The sequence below is a fragment of the Mesorhizobium sp. YM1C-6-2 genome, assembly GCF_003666685.1.
GTDB lineage: Bacteria > Pseudomonadota > Alphaproteobacteria > Rhizobiales > Rhizobiaceae > Mesorhizobium_K.
The window spans coordinates 177,076-204,071 of sequence record NZ_RCIZ01000008.1 but is presented as its reverse complement, the minus strand read 5'-3'; the positions used below and the strand labels follow the sequence as shown (position 1 = coordinate 204,071).

31 protein-coding genes are annotated in these 26,996 nt (G+C 63.9%); 15 read left to right on the top strand and 16 right to left on the bottom strand.

The annotated features are described in order from the left end of the window. Nucleotides 1-100 precede the first annotated feature (100 nt). Entirely contained in the window at nt 101-1,141 is a 1,041-nt protein-coding gene (gene holA / locus D8676_RS19760) for a DNA polymerase III subunit delta (protein WP_121582806.1), read from the top strand. A gap of 38 nt (nt 1,142-1,179) precedes the next feature. Here holA and D8676_RS19755 read toward each other — a convergent pair whose 3' ends face one another. The 8 genes from D8676_RS19755 to hemE all read right to left on the bottom strand — a co-directional run bounded on the left by D8676_RS19755 (nt 1,180) and on the right by hemE (nt 10,350). Continuing rightward, a complete protein-coding gene (locus D8676_RS19755; protein WP_121582805.1) occupies nt 1,180-2,067 on the bottom strand; it encodes a ParB/RepB/Spo0J family partition protein in 888 nt (295 codons plus the stop codon). 35 nt (nt 2,068-2,102) lie between these two features. Then, nucleotides 2,103-2,900 carry a ParA family protein gene (locus D8676_RS19750; protein WP_121582804.1) on the bottom strand — a complete coding sequence of 266 codons (798 nt, stop codon included), beginning with the start codon at nt 2,898-2,900 and terminating at the stop codon, nt 2,103-2,105. A gap of 41 nt (nt 2,901-2,941) precedes the next feature. After that, nucleotides 2,942-3,583: a 16S rRNA (guanine(527)-N(7))-methyltransferase RsmG gene (gene rsmG, locus D8676_RS19745; RefSeq protein WP_121582803.1), complete on the bottom strand. Its 642-nt coding sequence runs from the start codon at nt 3,581-3,583 to the stop codon at nt 2,942-2,944. Then, on the bottom strand, nt 3,580-5,451 hold the full coding sequence (gene mnmG / locus D8676_RS19740) for a tRNA uridine-5-carboxymethylaminomethyl(34) synthesis enzyme MnmG (RefSeq protein WP_121582802.1): 1,872 nt from the start codon (nt 5,449-5,451) through the stop codon (nt 3,580-3,582). The genes rsmG and mnmG overlap by 4 nt, the downstream gene beginning before the upstream one ends. A gap of 213 nt (nt 5,452-5,664) precedes the next feature. Beyond that, nucleotides 5,665-6,996: a tRNA uridine-5-carboxymethylaminomethyl(34) synthesis GTPase MnmE gene (mnmE, locus tag D8676_RS19735; protein WP_183097171.1), complete on the bottom strand. Its 1,332-nt coding sequence runs from the start codon at nt 6,994-6,996 to the stop codon at nt 5,665-5,667. 245 nt (nt 6,997-7,241) lie between these two features. Then, nucleotides 7,242-8,507 carry a transcription termination factor Rho gene (gene rho, locus D8676_RS19730; RefSeq protein ID WP_121582800.1) on the bottom strand — a complete coding sequence of 422 codons (1,266 nt, stop codon included), beginning with the start codon at nt 8,505-8,507 and terminating at the stop codon, nt 7,242-7,244. Between the two features lie 239 nt (nt 8,508-8,746). Then, entirely contained in the window at nt 8,747-9,271 is a 525-nt protein-coding gene (gene hemJ / locus D8676_RS19725; protein ID WP_121582799.1) for a protoporphyrinogen oxidase HemJ, read from the bottom strand. Continuing rightward, nucleotides 9,268-10,350 carry a uroporphyrinogen decarboxylase gene (hemE, locus tag D8676_RS19720; protein WP_121582798.1) on the bottom strand — a complete coding sequence of 361 codons (1,083 nt, stop codon included), beginning with the start codon at nt 10,348-10,350 and terminating at the stop codon, nt 9,268-9,270. The genes hemJ and hemE overlap by 4 nt, the downstream gene beginning before the upstream one ends. A 392-nt stretch (nt 10,351-10,742) precedes the next feature. On the opposite strand from hemE, the gene D8676_RS19715 reads away from it, so the two are divergent. The 5 genes from D8676_RS19715 (at nt 10,743) to dnaQ (ending at nt 14,532) form a co-directional block, all read left to right on the top strand. Beyond that, the gene (locus tag D8676_RS19715; RefSeq protein WP_121582797.1) at nt 10,743-11,570 is read left to right on the top strand and encodes a pyruvate, water dikinase regulatory protein; all 828 of its coding nucleotides are present in this window, start codon (nt 10,743-10,745) and stop codon (nt 11,568-11,570) included. 52 nt (nt 11,571-11,622) lie between these two features. Then, nucleotides 11,623-12,222, top strand: a complete 600-nt coding sequence (locus tag D8676_RS19710) for a Maf-like protein (RefSeq protein ID WP_121582796.1) — start codon at nt 11,623-11,625, stop codon at nt 12,220-12,222. Beyond that, nucleotides 12,215-13,075 (top strand): shikimate dehydrogenase, encoded by an 861-nt coding sequence (locus tag D8676_RS19705; protein WP_121582795.1) that lies wholly within the window; start codon nt 12,215-12,217, stop codon nt 13,073-13,075. The genes D8676_RS19710 and D8676_RS19705 overlap by 8 nt, the downstream gene beginning before the upstream one ends. Continuing rightward, nucleotides 13,072-13,677, top strand: coding sequence for a dephospho-CoA kinase (coaE, locus tag D8676_RS19700; RefSeq protein WP_121582794.1), 606 nt, complete (start codon nt 13,072-13,074; stop codon nt 13,675-13,677). Before D8676_RS19705 ends, coaE begins: the two co-directional genes overlap by 4 nt. A gap of 138 nt (nt 13,678-13,815) precedes the next feature. Then, entirely contained in the window at nt 13,816-14,532 is a 717-nt protein-coding gene (gene dnaQ, locus D8676_RS19695; RefSeq protein WP_121582793.1) for a DNA polymerase III subunit epsilon, read from the top strand. A gap of 28 nt (nt 14,533-14,560) precedes the next feature. Here the strand turns inward: dnaQ and D8676_RS19690 are convergent, their stop codons facing one another. From D8676_RS19690 to D8676_RS19680, 3 genes are all read right to left on the bottom strand, one after another. After that, complete coding sequence (locus D8676_RS19690) at nt 14,561-15,424, bottom strand: DMT family transporter (RefSeq protein WP_121582792.1); 864 nt, start codon at nt 15,422-15,424, stop codon at nt 14,561-14,563. A 139-nt stretch (nt 15,425-15,563) separates the two neighbouring features. Next, entirely contained in the window at nt 15,564-16,061 is a 498-nt protein-coding gene (secB, locus tag D8676_RS19685) for a protein-export chaperone SecB (protein ID WP_121582791.1), read from the bottom strand. A gap of 150 nt (nt 16,062-16,211) precedes the next feature. Further along, the gene (locus tag D8676_RS19680; protein WP_121582790.1) at nt 16,212-16,724 is read right to left on the bottom strand and encodes an FxsA family protein; all 513 of its coding nucleotides are present in this window, start codon (nt 16,722-16,724) and stop codon (nt 16,212-16,214) included. 251 nt (nt 16,725-16,975) lie between these two features. Here D8676_RS19680 and D8676_RS19675 point away from each other — a divergent pair, with 251 nt between their 5' ends. From D8676_RS19675 to D8676_RS19655, 5 genes are all read left to right on the top strand, one after another. Beyond that, nucleotides 16,976-17,680, top strand: a complete 705-nt coding sequence (locus D8676_RS19675) for a Tim44/TimA family putative adaptor protein (protein ID WP_121582789.1) — start codon at nt 16,976-16,978, stop codon at nt 17,678-17,680. 28 nt (nt 17,681-17,708) lie between these two features. Continuing rightward, complete coding sequence (locus tag D8676_RS19670; protein ID WP_121582838.1) at nt 17,709-18,809, top strand: murein transglycosylase A; 1,101 nt, start codon at nt 17,709-17,711, stop codon at nt 18,807-18,809. Continuing rightward, nucleotides 18,806-19,339, top strand: a complete 534-nt coding sequence (locus tag D8676_RS19665) for a Smr/MutS family protein (RefSeq protein WP_121582788.1) — start codon at nt 18,806-18,808, stop codon at nt 19,337-19,339. Before D8676_RS19670 ends, D8676_RS19665 begins: the two co-directional genes overlap by 4 nt. After that, complete coding sequence (locus D8676_RS19660; protein WP_121582787.1) at nt 19,336-19,719, top strand: helix-turn-helix domain-containing protein; 384 nt, start codon at nt 19,336-19,338, stop codon at nt 19,717-19,719. The genes D8676_RS19665 and D8676_RS19660 overlap by 4 nt, the downstream gene beginning before the upstream one ends. Nucleotides 19,720-19,821: 102 nt before the next feature. After that, a complete protein-coding gene (locus D8676_RS19655; RefSeq protein ID WP_121582786.1) occupies nt 19,822-20,208 on the top strand; it encodes a DoxX family protein in 387 nt (128 codons plus the stop codon). A 3-nt stretch (nt 20,209-20,211) separates the two neighbouring features. Here the strand turns inward: D8676_RS19655 and D8676_RS19650 are convergent, their stop codons facing one another. The 5 genes from D8676_RS19650 to hslV all read right to left on the bottom strand — a co-directional run bounded on the left by D8676_RS19650 (nt 20,212) and on the right by hslV (nt 24,761). Beyond that, complete coding sequence (locus D8676_RS19650) at nt 20,212-21,201, bottom strand: DUF1402 family protein (protein WP_121582785.1); 990 nt, start codon at nt 21,199-21,201, stop codon at nt 20,212-20,214. Nucleotides 21,202-21,384: 183 nt separating this feature from the next. Beyond that, nucleotides 21,385-22,695, bottom strand: coding sequence for an ATP-dependent protease ATPase subunit HslU (hslU, locus tag D8676_RS19645; protein WP_121582784.1), 1,311 nt, complete (start codon nt 22,693-22,695; stop codon nt 21,385-21,387). An 83-nt stretch (nt 22,696-22,778) separates the two neighbouring features. Continuing rightward, nucleotides 22,779-23,378 carry a DUF2585 domain-containing protein gene (locus D8676_RS19640; RefSeq protein ID WP_121582783.1) on the bottom strand — a complete coding sequence of 200 codons (600 nt, stop codon included), beginning with the start codon at nt 23,376-23,378 and terminating at the stop codon, nt 22,779-22,781. 215 nt (nt 23,379-23,593) lie between these two features. Next, nucleotides 23,594-24,121, bottom strand: a complete 528-nt coding sequence (locus D8676_RS19635) for a GNAT family N-acetyltransferase (protein WP_121582782.1) — start codon at nt 24,119-24,121, stop codon at nt 23,594-23,596. A gap of 85 nt (nt 24,122-24,206) precedes the next feature. Continuing rightward, a complete protein-coding gene (gene hslV / locus D8676_RS19630; protein ID WP_121582781.1) occupies nt 24,207-24,761 on the bottom strand; it encodes an ATP-dependent protease subunit HslV in 555 nt (184 codons plus the stop codon). 206 nt (nt 24,762-24,967) lie between these two features. Here hslV and hisB point away from each other — a divergent pair, with 206 nt between their 5' ends. The 4 genes from hisB to D8676_RS19610 are packed head-to-tail and all read left to right on the top strand — an operon-like array spanning nt 24,968 to nt 26,996. Continuing rightward, on the top strand, nt 24,968-25,567 hold the full coding sequence (gene hisB, locus D8676_RS19625) for an imidazoleglycerol-phosphate dehydratase HisB (protein WP_121582780.1): 600 nt from the start codon (nt 24,968-24,970) through the stop codon (nt 25,565-25,567). A gap of 4 nt (nt 25,568-25,571) precedes the next feature. Beyond that, nucleotides 25,572-26,057, top strand: a complete 486-nt coding sequence (locus D8676_RS19620) for a DUF2628 domain-containing protein (RefSeq protein ID WP_121582779.1) — start codon at nt 25,572-25,574, stop codon at nt 26,055-26,057. A gap of 1 nt (nt 26,058) precedes the next feature. Then, nucleotides 26,059-26,709 (top strand): imidazole glycerol phosphate synthase subunit HisH, encoded by a 651-nt coding sequence (gene hisH, locus D8676_RS19615; RefSeq protein ID WP_121582778.1) that lies wholly within the window; start codon nt 26,059-26,061, stop codon nt 26,707-26,709. Next, nucleotides 26,709-26,996, top strand: coding sequence for a DUF1330 domain-containing protein (locus D8676_RS19610; RefSeq protein ID WP_183097170.1), 288 nt, complete (start codon nt 26,709-26,711; stop codon nt 26,994-26,996). Before hisH ends, D8676_RS19610 begins: the two co-directional genes overlap by 1 nt.

Genomic DNA, 26,996 nt, shown 5'->3' with positions numbered 1-26,996 from the left:
TCGGGACGCTCTGGCCCTTTCCAATTGGCGAACTGGCGCAAGCAGTGGAGCCACACGCAAAAACGTTCGCGCATTGCCTCATGCATGCTATCCAACCGCCATGGCGCAGAAGAAAGCACATGAGGTCGAAGCCTGGCTGAGGCGGCCGCCCGAAAACGTCACGATCGTGCTGATCTATGGGCCGGATCGCGGACTGGTGTCCGAGCGCGCCAAGGCCTTCGCGGAAAAGACAGGCTTGCCGCTCGACGACCCCTTCTCGGTCGTGAAACTCGACGCCGGCGAGGCGGAGCGCGACCAGGGACGCCTGCTCGACGAGGCGCGGACGGTGCCGATGTTCTCCGCGCGGCGGCTGCTATGGGTACGCAATGCCGGCGCACAGAAATCGCTGGCCGACGATGTGAAGGCGCTGTCGGCCGAACCGCCGCGCGACGCCGTGATCCTCATCGAGGCGGGGGACCTGAAGAAAGGCGCGGCGCTGCGTTCGGCCGTGGAGACCAGTGCCATCGGAATGGCCCTGCCCTGCTACGGCGACGAGGATCGCGACATCGACTCGGTGATCGACGACGAACTCGGAAAAACCGGCATGGGAATTGCGATGGAGGCGAGGAGCACGCTCAGACGCAATCTCGGCGGCGATCGGCTGGCCACGCGCGGGGAGATCGCCAAGCTGGCGCTTTACGCACATGGCAAGCACGAGATCGGAGTGGACGATGTGCTCGCTATGAGCGGTGATGTCTCCGGAATCTCGGTCGACGACGCGGTCGATGCCATGCTCGACGGCAAGGTCGACGATTTCGACCAGGTTTTCACCCGGCAGTCGCTTGGCGGCAGCCAGGCCTATCTGGTGCTCGCAGCGGCGATCCGGCAGATGCAATCGCTTCAACTGCTCAGCGCCGGCATGACGGGCCGCAACGCGGCAGCCGTGGTGGCCGCGGCTCGGCCGCCCGTCTTCTTCGCACGGCGCAAGCTCGTGGAGCGCCTTCTGGAGAGATGGCCTTCGGAAGCGCTGCAACGTGGCTTGGCGCGTTTGCAGGCAGCGGTGCTCGCCACGCGCCGCCGGCCGGAACTCGCGGTGGAGATCGCCAGACAGGCGTTATTGGGTATCGCTATCGAAGCCCGTCGTTTATCTGCAAGACGTTGATCAACAGCCGGCTAATGTTTGGTAAGTCATTGTAATTATTACTGTTGTAGGCGTCTGCACAAATCGTCGAGTTGTTCCAGGGTTCTATAGGCGATCTTGAGTTCGCCGCCTTTGTCCTTATGCGAGATTGCGACGTTGAGGCCGGTCACGTTCGACAGGAGCTTTTCGAGAGCGAGCGTATCGGCGTCTTTCTCAGTGATCGATGAGGGTTTGCGAGTCTTCTGGGTATCCGACTGCGGCTGCTGGGCCAGCGCCTCTGCCTGGCGGACTGAAAGCCCGCCTTCGACGATACGCTTGGCGAGGGCGGCGGGATCGGCTGCGTTCACCAGCGTGCGGGCATGGCCGGCCGACAGTGTGCCGTCGACCAGAAGATCGTGGATCACGTCGGGCAGCTTCAGCAGGCGGAGCGTATTGGCAACATGGCTCCGGCTCTTGCCGATGACGTTCCCGAGATCCGCCTGGGTGTAATTGTGCTCGTCAATCAACTGCTGGTAGCCAAACGCCTCCTCGACGGGGTTGAGGTCGGCGCGCTGAACGTTTTCGATGATGGCCAGTTCGAGCGCCGTGCGATCGTCGACGTCGCGCACCAGCACCGGGATTTCGGTCAGTCCGGCCCGCTGCGCCGCGCGCCAGCGCCGTTCGCCTGCGATGATCTCGTATTTGCCCTCGGGCCTGCGACGGACCAGCACCGGCTGGACGATGCCATGTTCGCGGATCGACTGCGCCAGATCGACCAGATCGGCTTCTGAAAAATTGCGGCGTGGGTTCTTCGGGTTGGGCGAGACGAATTCGATCGGCACGCGGCCGTCTGCAACCGCGGCTGGAGCCGCCGGCTGCCTGTCATCACGTGCCGCCGGCCGGTCCATGTCTCCGATGAGAGCCGCCAGCCCGCGACCCAGCCTTTTTTTGGAATGATCTTCGTTCATAGTAAATCCGGTTGGTTTCGAGTCCGAATCGAGTCTTACGCCGCGCGGAGGCGGCGCTCGCGGCGAATGACTTCGGAGGCAAGCTGCAGATAGGCTTGGCTGCCCGAGCACTTGAGGTCGTAGAGGATGGCGGGCTTGCCGTATGACGGAGCCTCGGACACTCGCACGTTGCGCGGAATCACGGTCTCGTAGACCTGGTCACCCATATGCGCCCTGACATCTTCCACAACCTGGCGGGCAAAGCTGTTGCGGCCGTCGAACATGGTCAGCACGATGCCCTGAATGGTCAGGTCCGGGTTGATCGAATTCCGAACTTGTTCAACAGTTTCAAGGAGTTGGCTAAGACCTTCGAGTGCAAAGAACTCGCATTGCAGCGGCACGAGGACAGAATCGGCGGCGGCCATCGAGTTCAGCGTCAGCAGGTTCAGCGAAGGCGGACAGTCTACCAGGACATAGGTGAAGGGGGCGTTGCGCAAGGACGAATCGTGCACTGCGTTACGCAGCCGGACCACCCGGTCAGGTGAACCTGCAATCTCCATCTCGATGCCGAGAAGATCGAGGGTCGACGGCACGATCCATAGCCCCGGCACGGCCGTCTGCATGGCGGCTTCTTCCAGCGTCAGCGCGCCAGTGAGCACGTCATAGGAAGATACTGAACGCTCGCGGCGATCGATGCCAAGGCCAGTGCTGGCGTTTCCCTGGGGATCCAGGTCGACGATCAGCACGCGCTCGCCAATCGCCGCAAGCGCCGTGGCGAGGTTGATGGCGGTGGTGGTCTTGCCGACACCGCCCTTCTGGTTGGCGAGTGTTATGATGCGTGGTCCGGGTTTCATCGTAACCCTATGTAGGCAATTGGTTTTTCTGCGTAGGCTATCTATCTTTGGCGCCGCTTGAGACCAGTGATTTCAAGGATGACGCTGTCGGCATCGAGCCTACTGCGGTGTTCTACCAGATCATATTGCCACTGAAGAGAGCTTTCTTGGATCTCTTGCCGGTAATCCCGCCCTTTATGCAGAAAACCTCTTGCTCCTGCCGACAGCCAGGGAGAAGCTAGCTCCAGCAGAAGCGGCAGCGGCGCCAAAGCGCGCGCCGTCACCACCTCTGGTTCTTCCAAACCACTGATTTTCCCGTCGATTCGGCAGGCATGAATACGGGCAGGGAGCGAGAACTGGCCGGTGACAGCCTGCAGGAAACCCGCTTTTTTCCGATTGCTCTCGACGAGATCGATCCGCCCGCCGGGCCTTTCCTTCAGCAGAAAAGCGAGCACGAGACCGGGAAAGCCGCCGCCGGAACCGAGATCGAGCCAACGGAGAGCTCCCGGGGCAAGTGGCACGAGCTGTGCGCTGTCCAGGATATGGCGGTTCCAGATGTCGTCCAAGGTCGAAGGCGCCGCCAGGTTGATGCGGCTTGCCCAGGTCCGGAACATGGATTCAAAGGCTTGGAGATCCTGGAATGTTTCACGTGAAACGGGACCTGCTACGTCGATAAGCCTTTGATACTTATCGTTCTTCGTCAAGCCGCACCTTCCTGCAGGTGTTCGGCATGTCGGACGTGGGAAACAATAATCGCGATGGCGGCCGGAGTCATGCCGTCGATCCGTTGCGCTTCGGCGAGCGAACGCGGCTTTCGCGACCGAAGCTTCTGCTTGATTTCATTTGACAATCCGGGCACAGCCGAAAAGTCAATCTCGTTCGGTATAGTGCGCTTCTCTTCCCGGCGTATCTGGGCAGCATCGGCAGACTGCCTGTCGAGGTAGACGGCATATTTCGCTTCTGTTTCAAGGCGTTCGCCGGTCTTGGCGTCAATTGAGCCGAGCTCAGGCCATAGCGCAGAGAGCGAAACTAAGGTCAGATCCTTCGTTGCCAGTAGATCGTAGGCGGAGCGGCGGACACCGTCCTGGTTCAGATCCAGGCCTCGCTTTTTCGCTTCACTCGGCGTGATGGAAAGGCTCTTCGCCAAAGAGCGAGCAGAATCAAGCGCTTCACGCCTGCCTTCATACCGGCTCACACGCTCCGGCGAAGCAATCCCCAGCTGCATCGCAAGCGGGGTCAGGCGCTCGTCGGCATTGTCGGCACGCAGGGACAGACGAAACTCCGCCCGGGATGTGAACATACGATAGGGCTCGGTGATTCCACGCGCCGTCAAATCGTCAATCATTACACCGACATAGGCCTCGGTGCGGCTCAAGACGACCTGGTTTTTGTTCACAGCACTCCTGGCGGCATTCAAACCGGCCAGAATTCCCTGCGCAGCGGCCTCTTCATAGCCGGTTGTGCCGTTAATCTGCCCGGCGAGGAACAGACCCTCGATACGTTTCGTCTCGAGCGTCGATTCCAGCTCCCGCGGGTCGACATGGTCGTATTCGATCGCATAACCCGGCTGGAGCATCGCAGCGCGTTCGAGTCCCGGGATGGTCTTCAGGATATCGAGCTGAACGTCTTCGGGCAGGGACGTGGAAATCCCGTTGGGATAGACCGTGTGGTCGTCGAGGCCTTCCGGCTCGAGAAATATCTGATGGCCGTCGCGGTCGCCGAACTTGACGATCTTGTCCTCGATCGAGGGGCAGTAGCGGGGACCGATGCCTTCGATGGAACCGGAATACATCGCCGAGCGGCCGAGGTTCTCCCTGATGACGTCATGCGTGGCCGGTGTTGTGCGGGTGATGCCGCATTCGATCTGTCGGTTGACGATACGGTCGGTCATCAGGGAGAAGGGGACCGGGTCCTCGTCGGCCGCCTGCATTTCGAGCGAGGCCCAGTCTATGGTGCGCCCGTCGAGGCGGGGGGGCGTGCCGGTCTTGAGGCGCCCGAGCGTGAAGCCGGCGCGGGCCATGGTCGCGGAAAGGCCCATGGACGCCTTTTCATTCATCCGACCGGCGACGATCTTCTTCTCGCCTATATGGATAAGACCACGGAGGAAGGTGCCTGTGGTGAGGACAACGGCGCCGCACGGAAGACGGCGGCCGTCGGCGAGGACAACGGACGCGACGCAGTTGTCCGTGATCTGGAGATCCTCGACCTCCGACTCGATTACTTCGAGCAGATCCTGTTCAGCGATCGCCTGCTGCATGGCCGCGGCATAAAGCTTGCGGTCTGCCTGGGTGCGCGGGCCGCGGACGGCCGGACCCTTGCGGCGGTTGAGAACGCGGAACTGAATGCCTGCGGCGTCGGCGACGCGGCCCATCAAGCCGTCGAGTGCGTCGATCTCGCGGACGAGGTGGCCTTTGCCGAGCCCACCGATCGCGGGATTGCAGGACATAACGCCGATTTTGTCGGCGCGGAGTGTAACGAGCGCAGTACGCGCCCCAGATCGGGCCGCTGCGCTTGCCGCCTCGCAGCCGGCATGGCCGCCGCCGACCACCACGACATCGTAGGTTTCAGACATTTCGGGTTCCGCTTCGTTGCCGCGACAGATGTGCGCAATGGACCAAAGTGTCAAGCCGTTGAAACAGCGAAGGTTTCACGTGAAACGCTGGCAGACGGGTAGGCCAGCCGTGTTTCACGTGAATCATGCTCCATAGCGGTGCTTTCCGGCTAGAACGCGCGCCGCCGACAATCAAGTTCGACGCAGGCTCAAAACGGGTCCCTGTGTCTTCAGTCATTTTCCAATGCAGAATTGCGAGAAGATGACGTCGAGCAGATCCTCAACGTCGACCGCGCCGCAGAGACGTCCAAGCCTGTCGGCCGCAAGCCGCAGATCGTCGGCGCGGAGTTCGAGATCGCGATCGCTTCCCCCCAAAGCAGCTTCTAGGTAGGCGACGGTTTCCCTGAGAAGTTCGATGTGGCGCATCCGGGACGGAAGGATATCGCCGGCGTCGCCGGCAGCCTTTTCCGCTCGTTCACCCAGCATCTCCAGCAGTTCGGAAATGCCTTGGCCGGACAGGGAGGATACCATCAGGCTAGGTCGCCCCGGAGAACGGTCGGCGCCAAGGAGATCAGCCTTTGTCCCTATGTGGATAACATTGGGGTTAACTACGGCCGGACGGCCGGACTTGTCACTTGTCGCATCGGCCAGGAGCAGGACGAGGTCCGCCGTCTCCGCGCGCTGCCTGGCCCTTTCGATCCCGATCGCCTCGACTTTGCCGGCCGCCTCGCGGATTCCAGCGGTGTCCGTCAACCGGACCTTCACGCCATTCAGATCGAGCGCCAGCTCGACGAGGTCTCGGGTCGTGCCGGGCTCGTCCGAGACGATCGCGGCATCGCGCCGAGCCAACGCGTTGAGAAGGCTGGATTTGCCAGCATTGGGTGCGCCGACAATGACAACATCGAAGCCGTCGCGGATGATCTCGGCGCGGTGATAGCTGCCAATGTGCTGGCGAATCTCGTTCGCCAGACTCTGCATGTCCGCCCAGACCACGTCCGCGACCGACCCGGGAACGTCGGGCTCGTCGGCGAAGTCGAGCTCAGCCTCGATCATGGCGCGGGCGTGGATGAGGCGCTGGCGCCAGGCGGAATAGAGCTTCGACTGTGCGCCGTCCGCATTGAGCACGGCCAGGCGGCGCTGCGCCTCGGTCTCTGCCGAGATCAGATCGGCGAGCGCCTCCGTTTCGGTGAGATCAAGCTTGCCATTCAGGAAGGCGCGGCGCGTGAACTCGCCCGCTTCGGCGTGGCGGACGCCAGGATGGGCAGTGAGCGCGTCCAGCAAAGCCGCGACCGCAGCCTTGCCGCCGTGGATCTGGAACTCGGCGCAATCCTCGCCGGTGAAGCTGCGCGGTGCAGGGAAAAATAGTAACAGGCCCGAATCGATCTTCGCGCCGTCGGGGTTGCGGAACGTTGAATACGACGCAACTCGCGGCTCGGTAACCTTATCAGCGATCGTTTCGAGCACGAATCGAGTCTGCTTGCCGGAGATGCGGACGACCGCGACACCGGCGGGCAGCCGGCCGCTGGAGAGCGCGACGATGGTGTCCGGGAACTCCACGGAGCTCACATTTCGTCCCTTCAAAGGTTGCTTCGCTCGTCAGCGAAGAAAGCTGCATACGGCTTCCTTCGCTTGCTGCCCGCCATACGGCTAAGGGACCGGGCAGGCAAGTTATGCTAGCGCACGGCGCGAATGTCGAAGATCGATTGTCATAGCCGCGGTCAGAACAAGGGCCCGTCAACCCATGGTTAACGAGCCCTTACCGAAATCATTCCGAGTCCGAATCGAGGCCCGGCTGTCGGGCCTCGCCGGAATCAGGTGTTCATCGAGTCGAAGAAATCCGCATTGGTCTTGGTCTGCTTCAGCTTGTCGATGAGGAACTCGATGGCATCGGTGGTTCCCATCGGCGCCAAGATGCGGCGAAGCACGAATATCTTCTGCAGGTCGGCCTTCGGCACCAGCAGGTCCTCCTTGCGGGTGCCCGACTTGAGGATGTCCATCGCCGGATAGATGCGCTTGTCGGCGACCTTGCGGTCCAGCACGATTTCCGAGTTGCCGGTGCCCTTGAACTCTTCGAAGATGACCTCGTCCATGCGGCTGCCGGTGTCGATGAGCGCCGTCGCGATGATAGTCAGCGAGCCACCTTCTTCGATGTTGCGCGCCGCACCGAAGAAACGCTTCGGACGCTGCAACGCATTGGCGTCGACGCCGCCGGTGAGCACCTTGCCGGAGGACGGCACCACCGTGTTGTAGGCGCGGCCAAGACGGGTGATCGAATCAAGGAGGATGACGACGTCGCGGCCGTGCTCGACCAGGCGCTTCGCCTTCTCGATGACCATTTCGGCGACCTGGACGTGGCGGGAGGCCGGCTCGTCGAAGGTCGAAGAAACGACCTCGCCCTTCACCGAACGCTGCATATCCGTCACTTCCTCAGGGCGCTCGTCGATCAGAAGAACGATCAGGTAGCATTCGGGATGATTGGCGGTGATCGAGTGGGCGATGTTCTGCAGGATCACCGTCTTGCCGGTGCGTGGCTGGGCCACGATCAGAGAACGCTGGCCCTTGCCGATCGGCGCCACCAGATCGATGACCCGCGGCGTGATGTCCTTGCCGGTCGGGTTCTCGATCTCCATACGCAGCCGTTCCGTCGGGTAAAGCGGCGTCAGGTTATCGAAGTGGATCTTGTGCCGGATCTTCTCCGGGTCGTCGAAATTGATGGTGTTGACCTTGAGGAGAGCAAAGTAGCGCTCGCCCTCCTTGGGGCTGCGGATCGGACCTTCGACCGTGTCGCCGGTCTTCAGCGAAAAGCGGCGGATCTGCGAGGGCGAGATGTAGATGTCGTCGGGACCCGGCAGATAGTTGGCGTTTGCCGAGCGGAGGAAGCCGAAGCCGTCCTGCAGCACTTCGACGACGCCGTCGCCGATGATCTCGATGTCCTGGCCGGCCAATTTCTTCAGTATCGCGAACATCAGCTCCTGCTTGCGCATGACGCTGGCGTTCTCGACCTCGAGCGATTCAGCGTAGGCGATCAGCTCCGGCGGCTTCTTGTTCTTGAACTCTGCGAGTTTCATTTCCTGCATAGATGGACTCTGGGTGTGCAATTGGTGGGAAAGGGTATGATCGGCTAACGCGATTGTTCGTCGAAAGCGGCCGAGCCAAGCTGGCGGAGAGGCGGCACAGGACGAGAAAGGAAGAATCGTGTTCTAGCGGTCCGCCCGGCAAAGAGCAAGACGGGAATCGTCCGATCCTGGGCCGGCGGAAGCGGATTCATTCCGCTCCGGACTTGCGCACCGCCAAGCCCGTTTCAAGAATTCGCGGCCTAGAATGGCTTCACGATCACCAGGATCACGATAACGATCATCAGCAAGGTAGGAACCTCGTTGACGATCCGCCAGTGGCGCGCCGGCTTTTCGTTGCGGTCCTCGGCAAAACGCCGGGCCGACGCGGACAGATAGCCATGCACGCCGGACATGACGAGGACGAGCGCGAGCTTGGCATGCAGCCAGCCGCCGGAGAATGAAAATCCCTTCCAGGCAAGCCAGAGCCCAAAAACCCAGGTGACGATCATCGCCGGGTTGATGATGGCCCTGAGCAGCCGGCGCTCCATGACCTTGAACGTCTCGGATTGCGGCGAGCCGACCGGAACTTCCGAATGGTAGACGAAGAGCCTGGGCAAATAGAGCATGCCGGCCATCCAGGAGATGACCGCGATCACATGGATCGCTTTCGCCCAAAGGTAGAGGTCATCAGGAGCGAGCAGGAAGAGGAGGGCGGTAAGAGCTGCAAAGATCGCCAGCGCGATGAAGGCCCGTCCGACGGGCGAAGTTTGCGTCTTTGCGGTCACGGCTGCCGTGCTCCCCTGATCGCCGCCAGCATCTGCTCGACATGAGCGACCGGCGTCTCCGGCGTGATACCGTGGCCGAGATTGAAGACCAGCGGACCGTCTCCGAGTCCGGACAGGATGGAGGCGACGCCGTCTGACAGCGCCTTGCCACCGGCGACGAGACGCTGCGGGTCGAGATTGCCCTGCACGGCGCCTTCCTTCTGGAGACGCTTCGCCTGGCTGAGCGGGACCGTCCAGTCGAGACCGAGCGCATCGGCGCCCGTGGCTTGGCGGAACCCGTCATAGCGGCTGCCAGCGCCCTTAGGGAAAGCGATCACCGGGACATCAGGATGCGCCGCCTTCACTTGGCTGACGATACGGGCGACCGGCTCGATGCAGCAGGCGGCAAAGCCCTCCTCATCGAGCATGCCCGCCCAGGAATCGAAGATCTGCACGGCGTCCGCCCCAGCCTCCATCTGGCGGATCAGATAGGCGGCCGACCAGTCGGCGAGCTGGCGAAGCAGCCGCTTCATCTCCTCGGGATGCCGGTAGAAGAAGTGCCGCGCCGGCGCCTGGTCCGGCGTGCCGTGGCCGGCGATCATGTAGGTCGCGACCGTCCAGGGCGCGCCGCAGAAGCCGATCAGCGTGGTCCCGGCCGGCAACTGGACGCGCAGGCGCCTGACCGTCTCGTAGACCGGCGACAGATTCACGTGAAACATTTCGCCGTCGAGCCGGTCGATCTCCTCGGCGCGGATCGGCGTCATCAGCGGCCCCCGGCCTTCCTCGAAGCGGAGCCCGCGGCCAAGCGCATGCGGCACGACGAGGATGTCGGAGAACAGGATCGAGGCGTCGAAGCCGAAACGGCGGATCGGCTGCAAGGTCACTTCGACGGCGAAGTCGGGATTGTAGCAGAGGTCGAGGAAACCGCCCGCGCGCTTGCGCGTTTCACGGTACTCGGGAAGGTAGCGTCCAGCCTGGCGCATCATCCAGACGGGCGGAGGGAAAACGGTCTTCCCCCTGAGCACGTCGAGCACGACGCGTCCTTCCGAATTCTCAGGCCTGGTCTTCCCTGAAGACCGCTGGGCGCTTTCCTGGCCCATACCATCCCTTTCTAAAACCAAATCGAAGATTCTTTCTGTTTCTGATTCTTAGACTCTGTGGGAATCGGTTGTCTCGAACCGTCCCCAAAAGGCGCGAAAATCCGGCTGCAGTCTTACAGGAGCAGATTTCGCCGGGAAAGGACAACTCTGGGGATGATCTGGATTCTGCGTGGTTTTGCCGCTACTTGGCTGCTGCCCGATGCGTGGCTGTTTTGCGTCGGGCGAAGCGGCCCGACTTTATCCCCACTGTCTTCCCGACCGGCAAAACGATCTTCAGAGAGGGGTGAATTGTGGACATCCGGCCATCTGATACAGTCGCCCGGCGAGGTGGGCCGAAATCGTCCCATTTTGTCCACAGGAGCCCACAGGCTTCCTGAAAACCCTGTGAAGAGATGAACAAAAGACAGAGCTTCTTCCACCTCCATCTGATCTCCGACGCCACCGGCGAGACACTGCTCGCCGCTGGGCGCGCCGTGTCGGCGCAATACAAGGACGCGCGGGCGATCGAGCACATATTCCCGCTGATCCGCACCGAAAAGCAGCTGGCCAAGGTGTTCGAGGACATCGAGGAGGAGCCGGGCATCGTACTCTATACGGTGGTCGACCAAGCGCTGGCGCGGCAGATCGACGAGCGCTGCGCGGCGATGGGCCTGCCCTGCGTCTCGGTCCTGGAGCCGGTGCTTGCCGTCTTCCAGTCCTATCTGGGCACGCCGGCCGGCCGGCGGGTCGGCGCGCAGCACGTGCTCGACGCGGAATATTTCCGCCGCATCGATGCGCTGAACTTCACCATGGAGCATGATGACGGCCAGTTGCAGGAAGAGGTCGACCAGGCCGACATCGTGCTGATCGGTATATCGAGGACGTCGAAGACGCCGACCTCGATCTACCTCGCCAACCGCGGCATCAAGACCGCCAACATCCCGATCGTGATCGGCGTGCCGGTGCCCGACAGCCTGGTGCGGGCGAAGAACCCGCTGATCGTCGGGCTGGTGGCGACCGCCGAGCGCATCTCGCAGGTGCGCCAGAACCGGATGCTCGGGCAGACGCCGGGCTTCGATGCCGAGGCCTATGCCGACCGCGCCGCGATCACCGAGGAGCTGACCTATGCCAGGCAGATATTCACCCGCCACGGCTGGCCGATGATCGACGTCAGCCGCCGCTCGATCGAAGAGACGGCGGCGGCGATCGTCGCATTGAGGGGCAAGGGGCGGCAGGGATGACGTCCCGCGCCTGCGTGCTATAGCGACACGAAACGCAACCGGAGCCGGCGACATGGTGGAAAGAATAGTGCTGGCATCGGGCAGCCGCTTCCGCAAGGCGATGCTGGAGGCGGCGGGCGTCGATATAGACGTGATGCCGGCAGAGATCGACGAGCGCGCGGTCGAGCGGACGCTCGAGGGCACCGGCGCCTCGCCGGAGGACGTGGCGCAGGTGCTGGCCGAGGCCAAGGCGCTCGACGTCAGCGAAAGAAACCCCGGACGGCTGGTGCTCGGCTGCGACCAGACGCTGTCGCTCGGCGACGAGCTGTTCCACAAGCCCGGGGACATGGAGGATGCCAGGCGGCACCTGCTCAAGCTGTCAGGCAAGACGCACCAACTCAACAGCGCCGCGGTGCTGGCCAGGAACGGTGAGGCGTTCTGGCGGCATGTCGGCGTGGCGCACCTCACCATGCGCAAGCTCGAGCCAGCCTTCATCGGCAGGCATCTGGCGCGGGTCGGGCCGATGGCGCTGAATTCGGTCGGCGCCTACCAGGTCGAGGGCGAGGGGATCCAGCTCTTCGAGAAGATCGACGGCGACCATTTTACCATCGTCGGCCTGCCGCTGCTGCCGCTGCTGAAGGAACTGCGGGAGTTGGGCGCGATCGATGGCTGACATGAAGAAGGCCTTCGTCTGCGGTCATCCGATCGCACATTCCCGTTCGCCCAAGATCCACGGCTACTGGCTGCGGAAATACGGCATCGCCGGAAGCTATGAGGCGATCGACGTGGCGCCGGAGGATGCGGCGGAGTTCTTTGCGACCTTCGGGGAAAGGGGGTTTGCGGGCGGCAACGTGACTATCCCGCACAAGGAGGCGGCCTTCGCAGCCGCCGCGCGGCGCGACGAGGCGGCGGAGCGGATCGGCGCGGTGAACACGCTGTGGCTTGAAAACGGTGTTCTCTGCGGGGGCAACACTGACGCGGAGGGTTTCGCCGCAAACCTCGACGAACGCGCGCCGGGCTGGGCCAAGGCGGGACCGGCGGTCGTGCTCGGCGCCGGCGGCGCGGCAAGGGCGGTGATCCAGGCGCTGAAGGAGCGGGGATTTACGGATATCAGGGTGGCGAACCGGACAGTCGAGCGGGCCATCGAGCTGGGGGACCGCTTCGGTCCCGGCGTCTCGGCGCATCCGGCGACGGCGACCGGCGAGTTGCTCGCAGATGCCGGCCTGCTGGTCAACACGACTGCGCTCGGCATGGCGGGTAAATCAGGATCGGAAGCATTGCCGGCTAACCCGGAAGCGCTGCCGCGGCATGCGATCGTTACAGACATCGTTTACGTCCCTCTCGAGACGCCGCTGCTGAAAGCCGCGCGGGAATGCGGGCTGAAGACGGTGGACGGGCTCGGCATGCTGCTGCACCAGGCGGCGCCGGGTTTCGAACGCTGGTTCGGCAGACGGCCGGAGGTGACGGAAGAATTGCGTGAGATGATCATCGCCGACATGGCAAAGGCTTCGACCGGAAAATCATGATCGTGCTCGGCCTGACAGGCTCGATCGGCATGGGCAAGTCGACGACGGCGAAGATGTTTTCCGACTTCGGCGTGCCGGTGCATGATTCCGACGAGGCGGTGCACCGGCTCTATCGAGGCAAGGCGGTGCCGCTGGTGGAAGCGGCTTTTCCCGGTACCACGGCAGGCGGGACGGTCGACCGGGCAAAGCTCGCGGAGCGCGTTCTCGGCGACCCGGCTGCGTTGAAGCGGCTCGAGGCGCTGGTGCATCCGCTGGTCCGCGCCGACGCCACGGCCTTTCTGAAACGCCACCATGCGGCGGGCGCGCAGCTCGCGGTGGTCGATATACCGCTGCTCTTCGAGACCGGCGGCCAGGAACGCGTCGACCAGGTGGTGGTGGTGACAGCCGGGCCCGAGGTGCAGCGGGAACGGGTGCTGGCCCGTCCCGGCATGACCGAGGAGAAGTTCGAAAAAATCCTCGCCAAGCAGGTGCCGGACGAGGAGAAGCGGCGCCTGGCGGATTTCGTCATCGATACCGGCCGGGGCATGGAGGCGGCGCGCCTGGCGGTCGCCGACATCATCGAGGAACTGACGGGAAAGAGGCCCGTCGCCAAGGCGAGCTGACAGGCGCGGCATTTCCCCAGACGGGACGGTCGCATTCGAGCCTTTCGCGCTCAGCTACTTTCTTGGGGCAAGGATCCGCCAACCTTGCGCCGCCGCATCCGACATCCCATGCTTCTCCACCAAGGAGAAACTGATTCGATGCGGGAAATCGTCTTCGACACCGAGACGACGGGACTGGACTGGCGCGACGACCGGGTCATCGAGCTCGGCGGCATCGAACTCGTCAATCGTTTCCCGACCGGCCGCTCCTTCCACCGCTACATCAACCCGCAGGGCCGCGAGATCAACGCCGAGGCGCAGGCGGTGCACGGCATCTCCATGGCCGATCTCGCCGACAAGCCCAGCTTCGGCGATATCGTGGAAGAGTTCATCGAATTCATCGACGGCGCGCATCTGGTTGCCCACAATGCCGGCTTCGACATCGCCTTCATCAATGCCGAGTTCGCCCGGCTGGGGCAGCCTGCGGTTGAGCAGGGCCGGGTGGTCGATACGCTGGCGATCGCCAAGCGCAAGCATCCGATGGGGCCGAACTCGCTCGACGCGCTCTGCCGGCGATACGGCATCGACAACAGCCACCGCACCAAGCATGGCGCGCTGCTCGATTCGGAGCTTCTGGCCGAAGTCTATATCGAACTGATCGGCGGCAAGCAGGCGGCGCTCGGTCTCGACAGCATCGCCTCCGGCTCGTCGTCGGCGATTGAGATCACCACGATCGAGATCACCATACGCCAACGCCCGGCGCCGCTGGCGCCGCGCCTCACCGAGGCTGAGCTCGCAGCGCACGGCATGCTGGTCAAGGAACTCGGCGAGAAGGCGATCTGGCTGAAGATGGGCGAAGCGGCAGCGGCGCAATAGCCCTGAGCTGCCGCGGTTCGGTTCTATCTTATTTGGCGAATTTCCGCGCGCCGAAGACGCAAAGGATCACCCCGACGGTGATCAGCATCATCATCCAGGTGACGGATTCGCCGAGCAGCGCCGCGGCGATGGCCAACCCGAAGAAGGGCTGCAGAAGCTGCAACTGGCCGACGGCGGCGATGCCGCCCTGGGCGAGGCCGCGATACCAGAAGACGAAGCCGATCAGCATGCTGAACAGAGAGACGTAGGCGAGGCCGATCCATGCCGGCAGACTTATGCCCTCGAAAGTCGAAGGCATGGTGGCGATCGAAAGCGGGATCATCACCGGAAGCGACAGGACGAGCGCCCAGGAAATGACCTGCCATCCCCCGAGCGTACGCGACAGCTTTGCCCCTTCGGCATAACCCAGCCCGCAGACGACGATGGCGGCGAGCATCAGCGCATCTCCCGCCGGCGAGGCGGCCAGCCCCTGCATCAGGGCAAAGCTGCCGACCAGCGCGCTTCCGAGTGCCGAAAACAGCCAGAAGGCGGGCTTCGGCCGCTCGCCGCCGCGCAGCACCGCGAAGATCGCGGTCGACAAGGGCAGCAGGCCGATGAAGACGATCGAATGCGCCGAGGTCACATATTGCAGGGCAAGGGCAGTGAGCAGCGGGAAGCCGACGACAACGCCAAGTGCGACGATGAAGAGCGAGATCAGATCGCCGCGCGAGGGGCGTTTTTCCTTGAACAGGAGCAGGAGGCCGAGCCCCAGCAGCCCGGCGATCGCCGCTCGCGCCGCGGTGAGGAACAGCGGGTCAAACTCGAGGACCGCCACTCTCGTGGCCGGCAGCGAGGCGCTGAAGATAATGACGCCGATGAGTCCGTTGACCCATCCGCTCGCCGTCCGGTCCATGCGCGTTTCCAAGACTGTCATAGGGCGCAGGAAAGGGCGGTCTGGGACGGTTCGATGCAAGTGCCAGAGCGGCGAAACGACCGGGGCACAAAAAAGCCCGGCGCCAGGGCCGGGCTTTGATTTCTCGGGTTTGAGCCGCTCAGCTCACTTGGACCTTTGCCTTGGCCTGGTCCTCGGCAAGCTTCTGCTGGAACATCTGCGCGAAGTCGATCGGGTCGAGCATCAGCGGCGGGAAGCCGCCGTTGCGGGTCGCCTCGGCGATGATCTGGCGGGCGAAGGGGAACAGCAGCCGCGGGCATTCGATGAAGAGCAGCGGCAGCATGTGCTCCTGCGGGAAGCCTTCGATGCGGAAGACGCCGCCATAGATCAGCTCGACGTTGAAGAGCACGTCCTTTTCGAACGAGGCCTTGGCAGTGAGCGTCAGCGTGACGTCGTATTCCTTTTCCGAAAGCGGATTGGCGTTGACGTTGACATTGATGGCGATGCCGGGAGCCTTGTCGCGGCCGCGCAGCGAGTTCGGCGCGCTGGGGCTCTCGAAGGAGAGATCCTTGACGTATTGCGCCAGCACGTTGAGCGCCGCCTTGGTGCCGTTTCCGTTGGTCGCAGCGCCTGCCGGCTTCTGTTCTTCGTTGGCCATGAGCCGGTTCCTTGCCTTTATCCCATGCGGCCGACATCGCGGCCGGGTTCAAATCGCGGGTTGGCTAGCATGGCAGACATGGCAAGACAAGGTTTGCGAGGGCCGCGAAAGGGCAGCGCCCGCTCGCGCCGAAAGCCTCGCGAAAGGTGATTAATCGCCGTCGATGCGACGCCAGGGCGAATCCTCACGGGGGCCGCCATTGGGTCCGGAACTGTATTCGTCGGCGTCTAGATCGATGGTCTTGCCGTCCCGACGTCGACTTGGGCCCGTGCCCGAAGCCGCAAAGCCGCCGAATCCGCGCGTCGAGACGGAAACACGGCTCCTGAGAAAGCGCCAGGCAGCGTCACGCACCGGCGGGAGGAAGAGCAGCAGGCCGACGATGTCGGTGATGAAGCCGGGGATGAGGAGCAGCACGCCGGCGAGCAGGATCATCGCCCCATGGGCAAGCTCGCGGCTCGGATCGCCGCCGGCGTCGAGCTCGCGCCGGACACGCGTCATCACGCCGAAGCCCTGGACGCGCAGCAGGACCGCGCCCAGCACGCCGGCCGCTACGACGAGGGCAAGTGTGTAGAACAGGCCGATCTGCTGTCCGACGACCACGAAGCCGGCGATCTCGAGAAAAGGCAGAGCAAGAAGGAAGAGCGGGATGACTGGAAATCGCATCGGTTTCGGATATGTCTCCGCGGGATCGTATCAGAAGATCTTATCAGCCTTGCGCCGCCGCATGCGAAACAAAACCTTGCCGGCGCGGCAAATGCCCCGTCGCCGCTGGCGCTTTCCGTGTTAGATAGGTATGCAGGCCATTGATTTGAATGATCGTGGCATGCGTTCTATATGCAGGTATCGGAACCTGCGCGGCTGGAACGGCCGATCGCCGGCTGACGGCTGAAGCAAGGGATCTACTGGCGGCACATATGGAATTTTTCGACTTCGGCACGATTTTTTTCCTGATTGCGGCTGTGGTGATTTTTTTCCAGCTGCGCAACGTGCTCGGCCGTCGCACGGGCAACGAGCGTCCGCCCTTCGACCCCTATACCGCCGCCCGCACCGCCAAGGACGCCCCGGCGAAGAACGAGAATGTCGTTTCGCTGCCCCGCAAGCGCGCGGCCGGCGAGCCGGTTGACGATGCCTATGCGGCGATCGACGCCTTCGAGAAGCCGGGCAGCGACCTGAACAAGGGGCTGCGGGCGATCAAGGACGCCGATTCCGCCTTTGAGCCAAAATCTTTCGTCGACGGCGCCAAGATGGCCTACGAGATGATCGTGATGGCCTATGCCGACGGCGACCGCAAGACGCTGAAGAACCTGCTGTCGCGCGAGGTGTTCGACGGCTTCGTCGCGGCGATTTCCGACCGCGAGTCGCGCTCCGAGAAGATCCAGTCCTCCTTCGTCGGTATCGACAAGGCCGACATCGTTTCGGCCGAGATGAAGGGCAGCGAGGCGCATGTGACGCTGCGCATCGTCAGCGAGCTGATCTCGGCGACGCGCAACAAGGCCGGCGAGGTCATCGACGGCGATCCGGAGACGGTGGCAGAGGTGAAGGACGTCTGGACCTTCGCCCGCGACACCCGCTCGAAGGACCCGAACTGGAAGCTCGTCGCGACCGAAGAGGAAGAGTAGGCGGGTTTGCGGGCGTGGGATGATGCCCGTGCCGCTATCGCCGCTCTTTCGTCCAGTTTCCTTCTCCGACCTGCCCGGCTGGGCAAATGACGATCATCTGCCGGCCTTCGAGGCGTTCCGCCGCTCCGCCTTCCATGTCCTGAGCAAGCCGTACCGCACGGGATCTCTCGGGGTCGGTTTCGAGAGCTTTGCAGCGGCCTATTCGGATTCACGTGAAACACCGGTGCCCGACGGTGGTGCGGCACGGCGCTTCTTCGAGCGGCATTTTGTGCCGGCGCGGGTGTCCGTGGAGACGGGGGCCGGCTTCGTGACCGGCTTCTACGAGCCGGTCGTCAAGGCATCCGCGGCCAGGACGGAAACCTTCGCCGTGCCGTTGCTCCGACGGCCAGACGACCTTGTCGACGTTGACGACACCAATCGGCCGCCCGGAATGGATCCTTATCTCGCCTTCGGCAGGCGAACCGGGACGGGGACGGTCGAGTATCACGACAGGCCGGCGATCGAGCGAGGCGCTCTGAAGGATCGCGGGCTGGAGATCGCCTGGCTCGAGAGCCGGGTCGACGCCTTTTTCATCCACGTGCAGGGCGCGGCGCGGCTCGAGATGACGGACGGCTCGACCAAGCGGGTGACCTATGCGGCAAAGTCCGGCCAGCGGTTCACCGGGATCGGCCGGGTGCTCGCCGATCTCGGCGAGATTCCGCTGGCGGAGGTGACGATGCAGTCGATACGCGCCTGGCTGGCGACGAATCCCGGGCGGGTCGATGAGATTCTCTGGAAGAACCGCTCCTACATCTTCTTCCGCGAGGCGGCGGTCGAGAATGCCGGGCTGGGGCCAGTGGCGGCGGCAAAGGTGCCGCTGACGCCGGGCCGCTCGTTGGCGGTCGACCGGTTGCTGCATACGTTCGGCACTCCTTTCTATATAGACGCGCCATCGCTGATGGCGTTCGGCGGGACGGAATTCCGCCGGCTGATGATCGCCCAGGATACCGGCTCGGCGATAACCGGGCCGGCGCGCGGCGACCTGTTTGCCGGCTCGGGCGACGCGGCGGGCGAGATCGCCGGCGTGGTGCGGAGCGAGGCGGACTTTTACGCGCTGCTGCCGAAGCCGCTCGTCGAGGCCGCCCGATGAGCAGCCGGCCGGACAAGAAGCTGAGCGACGAGGACCGGGTCCTGTGGAACCTGGTGGCCAAGTCGGCGACGCCGCTCAAGGGCCGCAAGACCGTCGAGGATGAACCTCCGAAGGCCAGGGCGGATGAAAAGATGCCGAGCCCGGTGGCAATCGCCGCACCGGCAGCGCCGGCTGCGGCGCCGCCGAAGCGGCAGCACGTGATGCATTCGATGGACCGGCCGACGCTGGACAGGCTGTCCAAGGGCAGGCTGCCGATCGAGGGCCGCGTCGACCTGCACGGCATGACGCAGAGCGAGGCGCATGCGCTGCTCCTGTCCTTCCTGCGGCGCGCGCATGCCAACGGCGTGCGTTACGTGCTCGTCATCACCGGCAAGGGATTTTCGTCGGGCGGCGACGGGATCCTGAGGCGACAGGTGCCGGCATGGCTGTCGACGCCGCCTTTCCGGCAGCTGGTCTCCAGCCACGACGTGTCGGCGCGCCATCACGGCGGCGAGGGAGCGCTCTATATCCGCCTCAGGAAGACGGCATGACGCCGCTCGGGCTGAAAATGCGGGAGCTGCGCCGCAGAAAGGGCGTCAGCCAGAAGGAGATGGCGGCGGCGCTCGGCGTCAGTGCGGCCTATCTTTCGGCGCTGGAGCACGGGCGGCGCGGCGTGCCGACCTGGGCGCTGCTGCAGAAGATCATCGGCTATTTCAACATCATCTGGGACGATGCCGACGAGGTGCAGCGGCTGGCCGGGCAGTCGCATCCGCGCGTCGTCATCGATACGTCCGGCCTGTCGCCGGCCGCGACCGAACTCGCCAATCTGCTTGCCGAACGGATCGGCGGCCTCGATGTCGTGACGCTGGAGAGGATGCTCGCCATTCTGGCCGGCCCGGCCCGGGAGACGCCGCGGCGGTACGACGACTAGCAGGCGACTAGGGTCATCCCTCGACCAACCCGCAATCGGCTGGTGTAGGAGCCGGCCGCACTCGTCCGTCCTTGGTGCAAAATGCATGCTCAGGAGAGGATGATGAATTCGAGAGCGATGACGATAACGGGCTGGGTGCTGTCTGGCCTGTTCGTGGTTTTCATGCTGGGCGCGTCGGTGGCGCCGAAACTGCTCGGCATGCAGGTCGCCGACGACACCATGCGGCAGCTCGGCTGGCCGGACGGCTACGTGCTCATGATCGGTATCACCGAGCTGGTCCTGGTGCTGCTCTACGTCTTCCCTAGGACCAGCGTGCTCGGCGCGGTACTGATGATGGCACTGCTTGGCGGCGCCATGGCGACGCAGATCCGCGCCGGCAGCCCGCTGTTCAGCCACAAGCTGTTCTCGATCTATCTCGGCCTGTTCATGTGGGGCGGGCTGTGGCTGCGTGACCCCGCCCTGAGGGCGCTGTTTCCGTGGCGGAAGTAGCCTTCAGAAGAGCGCCTGCAGCTCCGGCAGCTTCTCGTTGACCAGCCAGCCGTAATAATTCTCTTCGGGAAAACGGGCCGCTTCGCCGCGCGACGCGCGCTCGTCGTTCTCGCGCTTGAGGGCGTAGGCGCGGGCGTCCGGATTGCCGATATTGTAGAGCGTGGCGGTGATGCCGGGATTCTGCGAGATATCGAAGCCGGCGATATCCCGGTAGGCATCGATCGATTTCTTCAGCGCCGCGGCGACGTAGTTGAGCGTCAGGTCCGGGTCCATGATCGTCTCGTAGACCTGGTTCGGATTGGCAGCGTCGAGGCGCGGCAGGCCGGAAACCTTGTTCACGAGGTCGCTCATCTGGAGGGCGGTGAGCGGGCTGAGCTGTCCGAGCCCGAACGTCTGGCCGGCATAGTAGGGCTGGAAGAAGACAGCGGCGAAACGATTGTCGGGAAAGGCGGTGCCGCCGACCGTCCTGCCGCGGAAAGAACTGTTCCAGACGCGCTCGCGACAAGTCCAGAGCTCATAGCTGCCGGTGGCGGTGCATTCGGAAAACGGCGGCCGCTTCACGAAATCGTCGACGTCCTCGCCCTCATAGGTGAAGCTGAGATCGGCCTTCAGATAGGCGACCGCCTTGACGTAATAGGTCTGCAGCCGGTCGTAGGCGTCGACATTATAGGTATGCTCGCCGACGATGGCGCCGACGATGTGCATGGGATCGATGCCGTAGGCGCTGGCGGTCTCGACGATCTTCTTGTGCAACGCGCGGTCGTTCTTCAGAAGCGCGTAGACCTTGCGGTACTTGGCATCGAACGTGGTCCGGCCGGCCTTCGTCCGCTTGGACGAGCCGCCGGGCACGCCAGGCTGCTCGACCGAGCGGTTGCCGGGCGGCACAAGGGTCACCGCAGCCGCGGTGAATACGCCGCTGGCGAGAAAGAGCGCCGCCAGAAAGGCGGTGAACGCTCGTCCGAAAAATGCCTGTCCAAACAACTGTCTGCTCATTCGCCGCACCCGAGGGGTTGCCGTCCCTCAAACAACGCCGCGCAAACTAGGCAATACATCTCCCGGAGTCGAGAAAAAGGCGATCGGACCGCCGTTTTCCCGGGCCAGGAGATGCTGGGTGGTTCCATCGGGCCACACCCTACGCCGAACAGGCGCTCCGACCGAAGCGCCCGTCGGGCCTGCTTAGAGGATGAAGCGCGACAGATCCGTGTTGCGTGCCATGTCGCCGACATTCTTCTCGACGTAGTCGGCATCGACCGTCACTGTCGAGCCGCTCCGGTCCGGCGCGTCGAAGGAGACGTCGTCGAGCACGCGCTCCATGACGGTCTGCAGGCGCCGCGCGCCGATGTTCTCGACATTGGCGTTCAGATCGACCGCGATCTGCGCCAGCCTGTCGATGGCGTCGGTGGTGAAGTCGAGTTCAACGCCTTCGGTCTTCATCAGCGCGATGTACTGCTTGATGAGGCTGGCCTCGGTTTCGGTGAGGATACGGACAAAATCGTCCTTCTCCAGCGCCCTGAGCTCGACGCGGATCGGCAGGCGGCCCTGAAGCTCCGGCAGCAGGTCGGAAGGCTTCGAGACGTGGAACGCGCCCGACGCGATGAACAGGATGTGGTCGGTCTTGATCGGCCCGTATTTGGTGGCGACCGTGGTGCCTTCGACGAGCGGCAGCAGGTCGCGCTGCACGCCTTCGCGCGAGGGGCCGCCGACGACGCCGGAGCGCGCCGCGATCTTGTCGATCTCGTCGAGGAAGACGATGCCGTCGTTCTCGGCCGATTCCATTGCCTGGCGGACGACCTCGTCCTGGTCGAGCAGCTTGTCGGACTCGTCGTTGACCAGCACGTCGTAGGATTCCTTGACGGTGGTCTTGCGCGTCTTGGTGCGCTTGCCGCCCATCGCCTTCTGGATCATGTCGTTGATGTTGAGCACGCCGACGCTGCCGCCCGGCATGCCGGGGATGTCGAAGCCGGGCATGCCGCCGGTGCCGGTGTCGGCCACCTCGATCTCGATCTCCTTGTCGTCGAGCTCGCCGTCGCGGAGCTTCTTGCGGAAGGAGTCGCGGGTCGCCGGCGAGGCGGTCTTGCCGACCAGGGCTTCCAGCACACGCTCCTCCGCGTTGACATGGGCGCGCGCCTTGACGTCCTCGCGCATGCGTTCACGCACCAGCACGATGGCGATCTCGACCAGATCGCGGATGATCTGTTCGACGTCACGGCCGACATAGCCGACCTCGGTGAACTTGGTCGCCTCGACCTTGACGAAGGGCGCGCCGGCCAGCTTGGCGAGACGGCGCGAGATCTCGGTCTTGCCGACGCCGGTCGGCCCGATCATCAGGATGTTCTTCGGCATCACCTCTTCGCGCATCTGACCTTCAAGCTGCTGGCGGCGCCAGCGGTTGCGCAGCGCAATTGCCACGGCGCGCTTGGCGTCCTTCTGGCCGATGATGAAGCGGTCGAGTTCGGAGACGATCTCACGGGGAGAGAAATTGGACATTCAGGATACTCGAATGAAACAGGAGGGTCGCCGCTTATGTATGGGCCGCAAGCCGCCGTGCAAGGGCCCGAGCCATGCGGCGATCACAAGCCTCCCTGCCAGGCCTTCACGGCTTCGATCGGATAGACCAGCATCAGCACGTTGAGGGTGAGATTGTCGCGGATCAGCCAGCCGACCAGGAGCTCGAAGAAGATGGCGAGCGCGACGGTCAGCCAGACGGGCAGGCGGGCGGCGAGCAGGAAGCCGAAGACCATCCATGCGGTATCGGCGACCGAGTTGATGATCGAGTCGCCGAAATAATCGAGCGAAATGGTGGCTTCACGGTAGCGGTTGATGATGATCGGGCTGTTCTCGAGGATTTCCCAGGCGGCTTCGAGCAGGACCGCGAAGGAGAGCCGTGTCCATACGGTCGAGCGGCGGAAAAGCAGCCAGAAGAGCAGGTAGAACAGGAAACCGTGGATGATGTGGGACGGCGTGTACCAGTCGGAGAGGTGCTGGGAGTTCTCCGAACTCACCACCACGCCGTGCCACAGCTTCACGTAGCCGCATTCGCAGATCCAGATGTGGCCCTGGAGGCGCAGGATCAGCGCCTGCGCGGCGGCCAGAAGCGCGACGACGATGACGCCGGCCTTCCAGTCGAGGCCCCAGGATGCAGGTTCGCGCTGTGCGGTGAGTTGAGCCAAGTCGTGTCCCCTTCGCGGCGAATCATCCGTCTGTGCCGACAAGAACACATAGTGCGGCTATTTGGAGGGGAAAGTTTTGGCCGGTGAGCCGGATGCCCGCGCCGAATAGGCACCAGGGAGGATCATTCGGTCGGTGGAATCCGGCAGATCACTGCATCGTATTTCGACTTTTGTCTCGCGTGCGATGATCTGTCCGCCAAGCGCCTCCGACCGGCTCAGTCGTCTTCGCCGGCGTCGCGAGCCATCATCAAAGCGGGGCCGAAGATGGTCGTGCGCGTGTCGAAGGCGCTGAAACCCGCCTTCTCATAGGCGCGGATGGCGCGTTTGTTAGCCGGGTTCGGATCGATGACGACGCGCGGGGCGCCTTCCTCGAAAAGCAGGTCGCAAAACTGCCGGACGATCGCCGTGCCGTGTCCCTTGCCGACGAGGTCGGGGATGCCGATGGTGACGTCCATGCCGAGCGTGCCGAAAGGCTGGTCCTGGTAGGGGTGGTCGTCCTCCATGTGGGGGTCGTAGCTCTGGATATAGGCGATCGGCCGCCCGTCGAGCTCGACGATCAGCGGCTCGGTGTCGATGCTCTCCATCGCCTCGCGGATGCCGGCGAGCGAGACCTCGATGGCGTCATCCCACCACTCAGCGACATGCGGCTCGGCGAGCCAGGCCGCCAGCATGGGCAGGTCTGCCTCAGTCACGCTCCGGAAGTCGTAGACGGGTTCGGCAGGGCGGGCGGTTCGGGCGGTCATGGTTTCGAGAATCCCCTCTCCGCCTCGTTGCGCCTGGCGCCCTGGCCCCACATTCGCGGGGCGAGGAGCTTGGGTCCCGGTCCGATCAGGCTGCGGCATCCAGCGTTTCGATGACGAAGCTGTCGTTGGTGTAGACGCAGATGTCGGAGGCGATCTTCATCGCTATGCGCGCGATTTCTTCCGCATCCTTGTCGGTGTCGATCAGCGCGCGGGCCGCGGCAAGCGCGTAGTTGCCGCCCGAACCAATCGCCATAACGCCGTGCTCGGGTTCGAGCACGTCGCCATTGCCGGTGATGGCCAGCGATACGCTCTTGTCGGCGACCAGCATCATCGCTTCGAGATGGCGCAGATAGCGGTCGGTGCGCCAGTCCTTGGCGAGCTCGACCGCGGCGCGGGTGAGCTGCTCGGGATATTGCTCGAGCTTGGCCTCGAGGCGCTCGAGCAGGGTGAAGGCGTCGGCGGTCGCCCCGGCGAAGCCGGCGATGACATTGCCATTGGCGCCGATGCGGCGGACCTTGCGGGCGTTGCCCTTCATGATCGTCTGGCCGAGGCTGACCTGGCCGTCGCCGGCGATCACGACCTTGCCGCCCTTGCGCACCGTCACGATCGTCGTGGCGTGCATGGTCAATTCATTGGACATTGTGTTGCTCCGATTTCGCACGGGCCCCGGGATGAGGGTCTGTCGGCAGCCCGCGCGCTACGAGGTTGGTTGCGGCATATGTATGCAGGGGAAGCCGATTTGCAAATGCCCGGAAGCCCGCTGGAAACCAAGCGCTGCATCGCAACTGGCAATCGCCCGACCATGCTGTTAGAAGGCTGACGCTTTCGCAGCGCAGGACCCGAAAAATGGCATCCCGTTCCGCCAAAATCAGCCGCAAGACGAAGGAAACCGAGATTTCGGTCTCGCTCGACGTGGACGGCGCCGGCAAGTCCGACATGGCGACCGGCGTCGGCTTCTTCGACCATATGCTCGACCAGCTTTCCAGGCATTCGCTGATCGACATGACGGTGAAGGCCAAGGGCGACCTGCATATCGACGACCACCACACGGTGGAGGACACCGGCATCGCGATCGGTCAAGCGCTGTCGAAGGCGCTCGGCGAGCGGCGCGGCATCATGCGCTACGCCTCGATCGACCTCGCCATGGACGAGACGCTGACGCGCGCCGCGATCGACGTGTCGGGCCGGCCCTACCTGGTCTGGAACGTCGCCTTCTCGTCGCCGAAGATCGGTACCTTCGACACCGAGCTGGTGCGCGAGTTCTTCCACGCGCTGGCGCAGAATGCCGGGGTGACGCTGCATGTCACCAACCACTATGGCGCCAACAACCATCACATCGCCGAAACCTGCTTCAAGGCGGTGGCGCGGGTGCTGCGCGCGGCGCTGGAGCGCGATCCGCGCCAGCCGGATGCCGTGCCCTCGACCAAGGGCAGCCTGAAAGGGTAGGTCAATGGCGATCTATGTCGTGATGGAGCCGCCAGCCGCCAATGCGGCAGCGGCGGCCGAGCGTGCCGTTCTGGTTCGCGACGGCTTTGCCTTTCTCGCCTTCCTGGCGCCACCGCTCTGGCTTTTATGGCACCGCCTGTGGATCGAGGCGGCACTTGCCTTCGCCGTCGGCGTCGGGCTGACCGCGCTCGGCGAGACGGCAGGCTTCGGCTTTACTGGCGCGGTGCTGTCGCTGCTGGTCTCGATCTTCGTCGGGCTGGAGGGCCAGGCGCTGCGCGTCAACGCGCTGAGGCGGCGCGGCTGGCGCGAATGGGGCGTGGTCGAGGCGAGCGATCTCGGCGACGCGGAAATCCGCTATCTCGCAAGGGAACCGGCGGCGACCCCGGCGCAGGAGGTACCTCGTACGCTGGCGGCTCCCGTGGCAACTCCGGTGCGGCCAGCTTCGTCGACGCCGGCACTCGGACTGCTCGGCTATACCGGAAGGCCCTGACATGCGCGTCGCGATCATCGACTACGGCTCGGGCAATCTGCGCTCGGCCACCAAGGCCTTCGAGCGGGCCGCGCGCGAGGCGGGCATCGCGGCCGAGATCGACCTCACCGCCGATCCGGAGCGAGTGCGGAGCGCCGATCGCATCGTGCTGCCGGGCGTCGGCGCCTATGCCGACTGCGCGGCGGGGCTGAGGGCCGTCGCCGGCATGTGGGATGCTGTGCAGGAAGCCGCGATCGAGCGTGCAAAACCGTTCCTCGGCATCTGCGTCGGCATGCAGCTGATGTCGGAGCGCGGGCTGGAGAAGGTCGTCACCCAGGGTTTTGGCTGGATCAAGGGCGACGTGAAGGAGATCACGCCCAAGGATCCGTCACTGAAGATCCCGCAGATCGGCTGGAACACGATCGAGCTGAAGCGCCGTCATCCGCTGTTCGAGGGGATCGCCACGGGCGAGAATGGCCTGCACGCCTATTTCGTGCACTCCTATCATCTCGACGCGAGGGACCCGGAGGAGGTGGTCGCGGTCGCCGACTATGGCGGGCCGGTGACGGCTGCCGTGGCGAAGGACAATCTCGCCGGCACGCAATTCCACCCCGAGAAGAGCCAGGCGCTCGGCTTGGCGCTGATCGCCAACTTCCTGAAATGGAGGCCGTGATGAAAAAGGGCTACTGGATGGCGATGGTCGACGTGACCGACGAGGCCGGCTATCCGCAATACATCGCTGCAAACAAGGCTGCCTTCGACAAATACGGCGCAAAGTTCCTGGTGCGCGGCGGCGAGGGCCAGGTGTTCGAGGGGCCGGCGGCGTCGCGGCTGGTGGTGATCGAATTCGACAGCTACCGGACGGCGCTCGACTGCTTCCACTCGCCCGAATACCAGGCAGCGCTGAAGCTCAGGCAGAAATTCTCGAAAGCACATTTCGCCATCGTGGAAGGGGCGTGA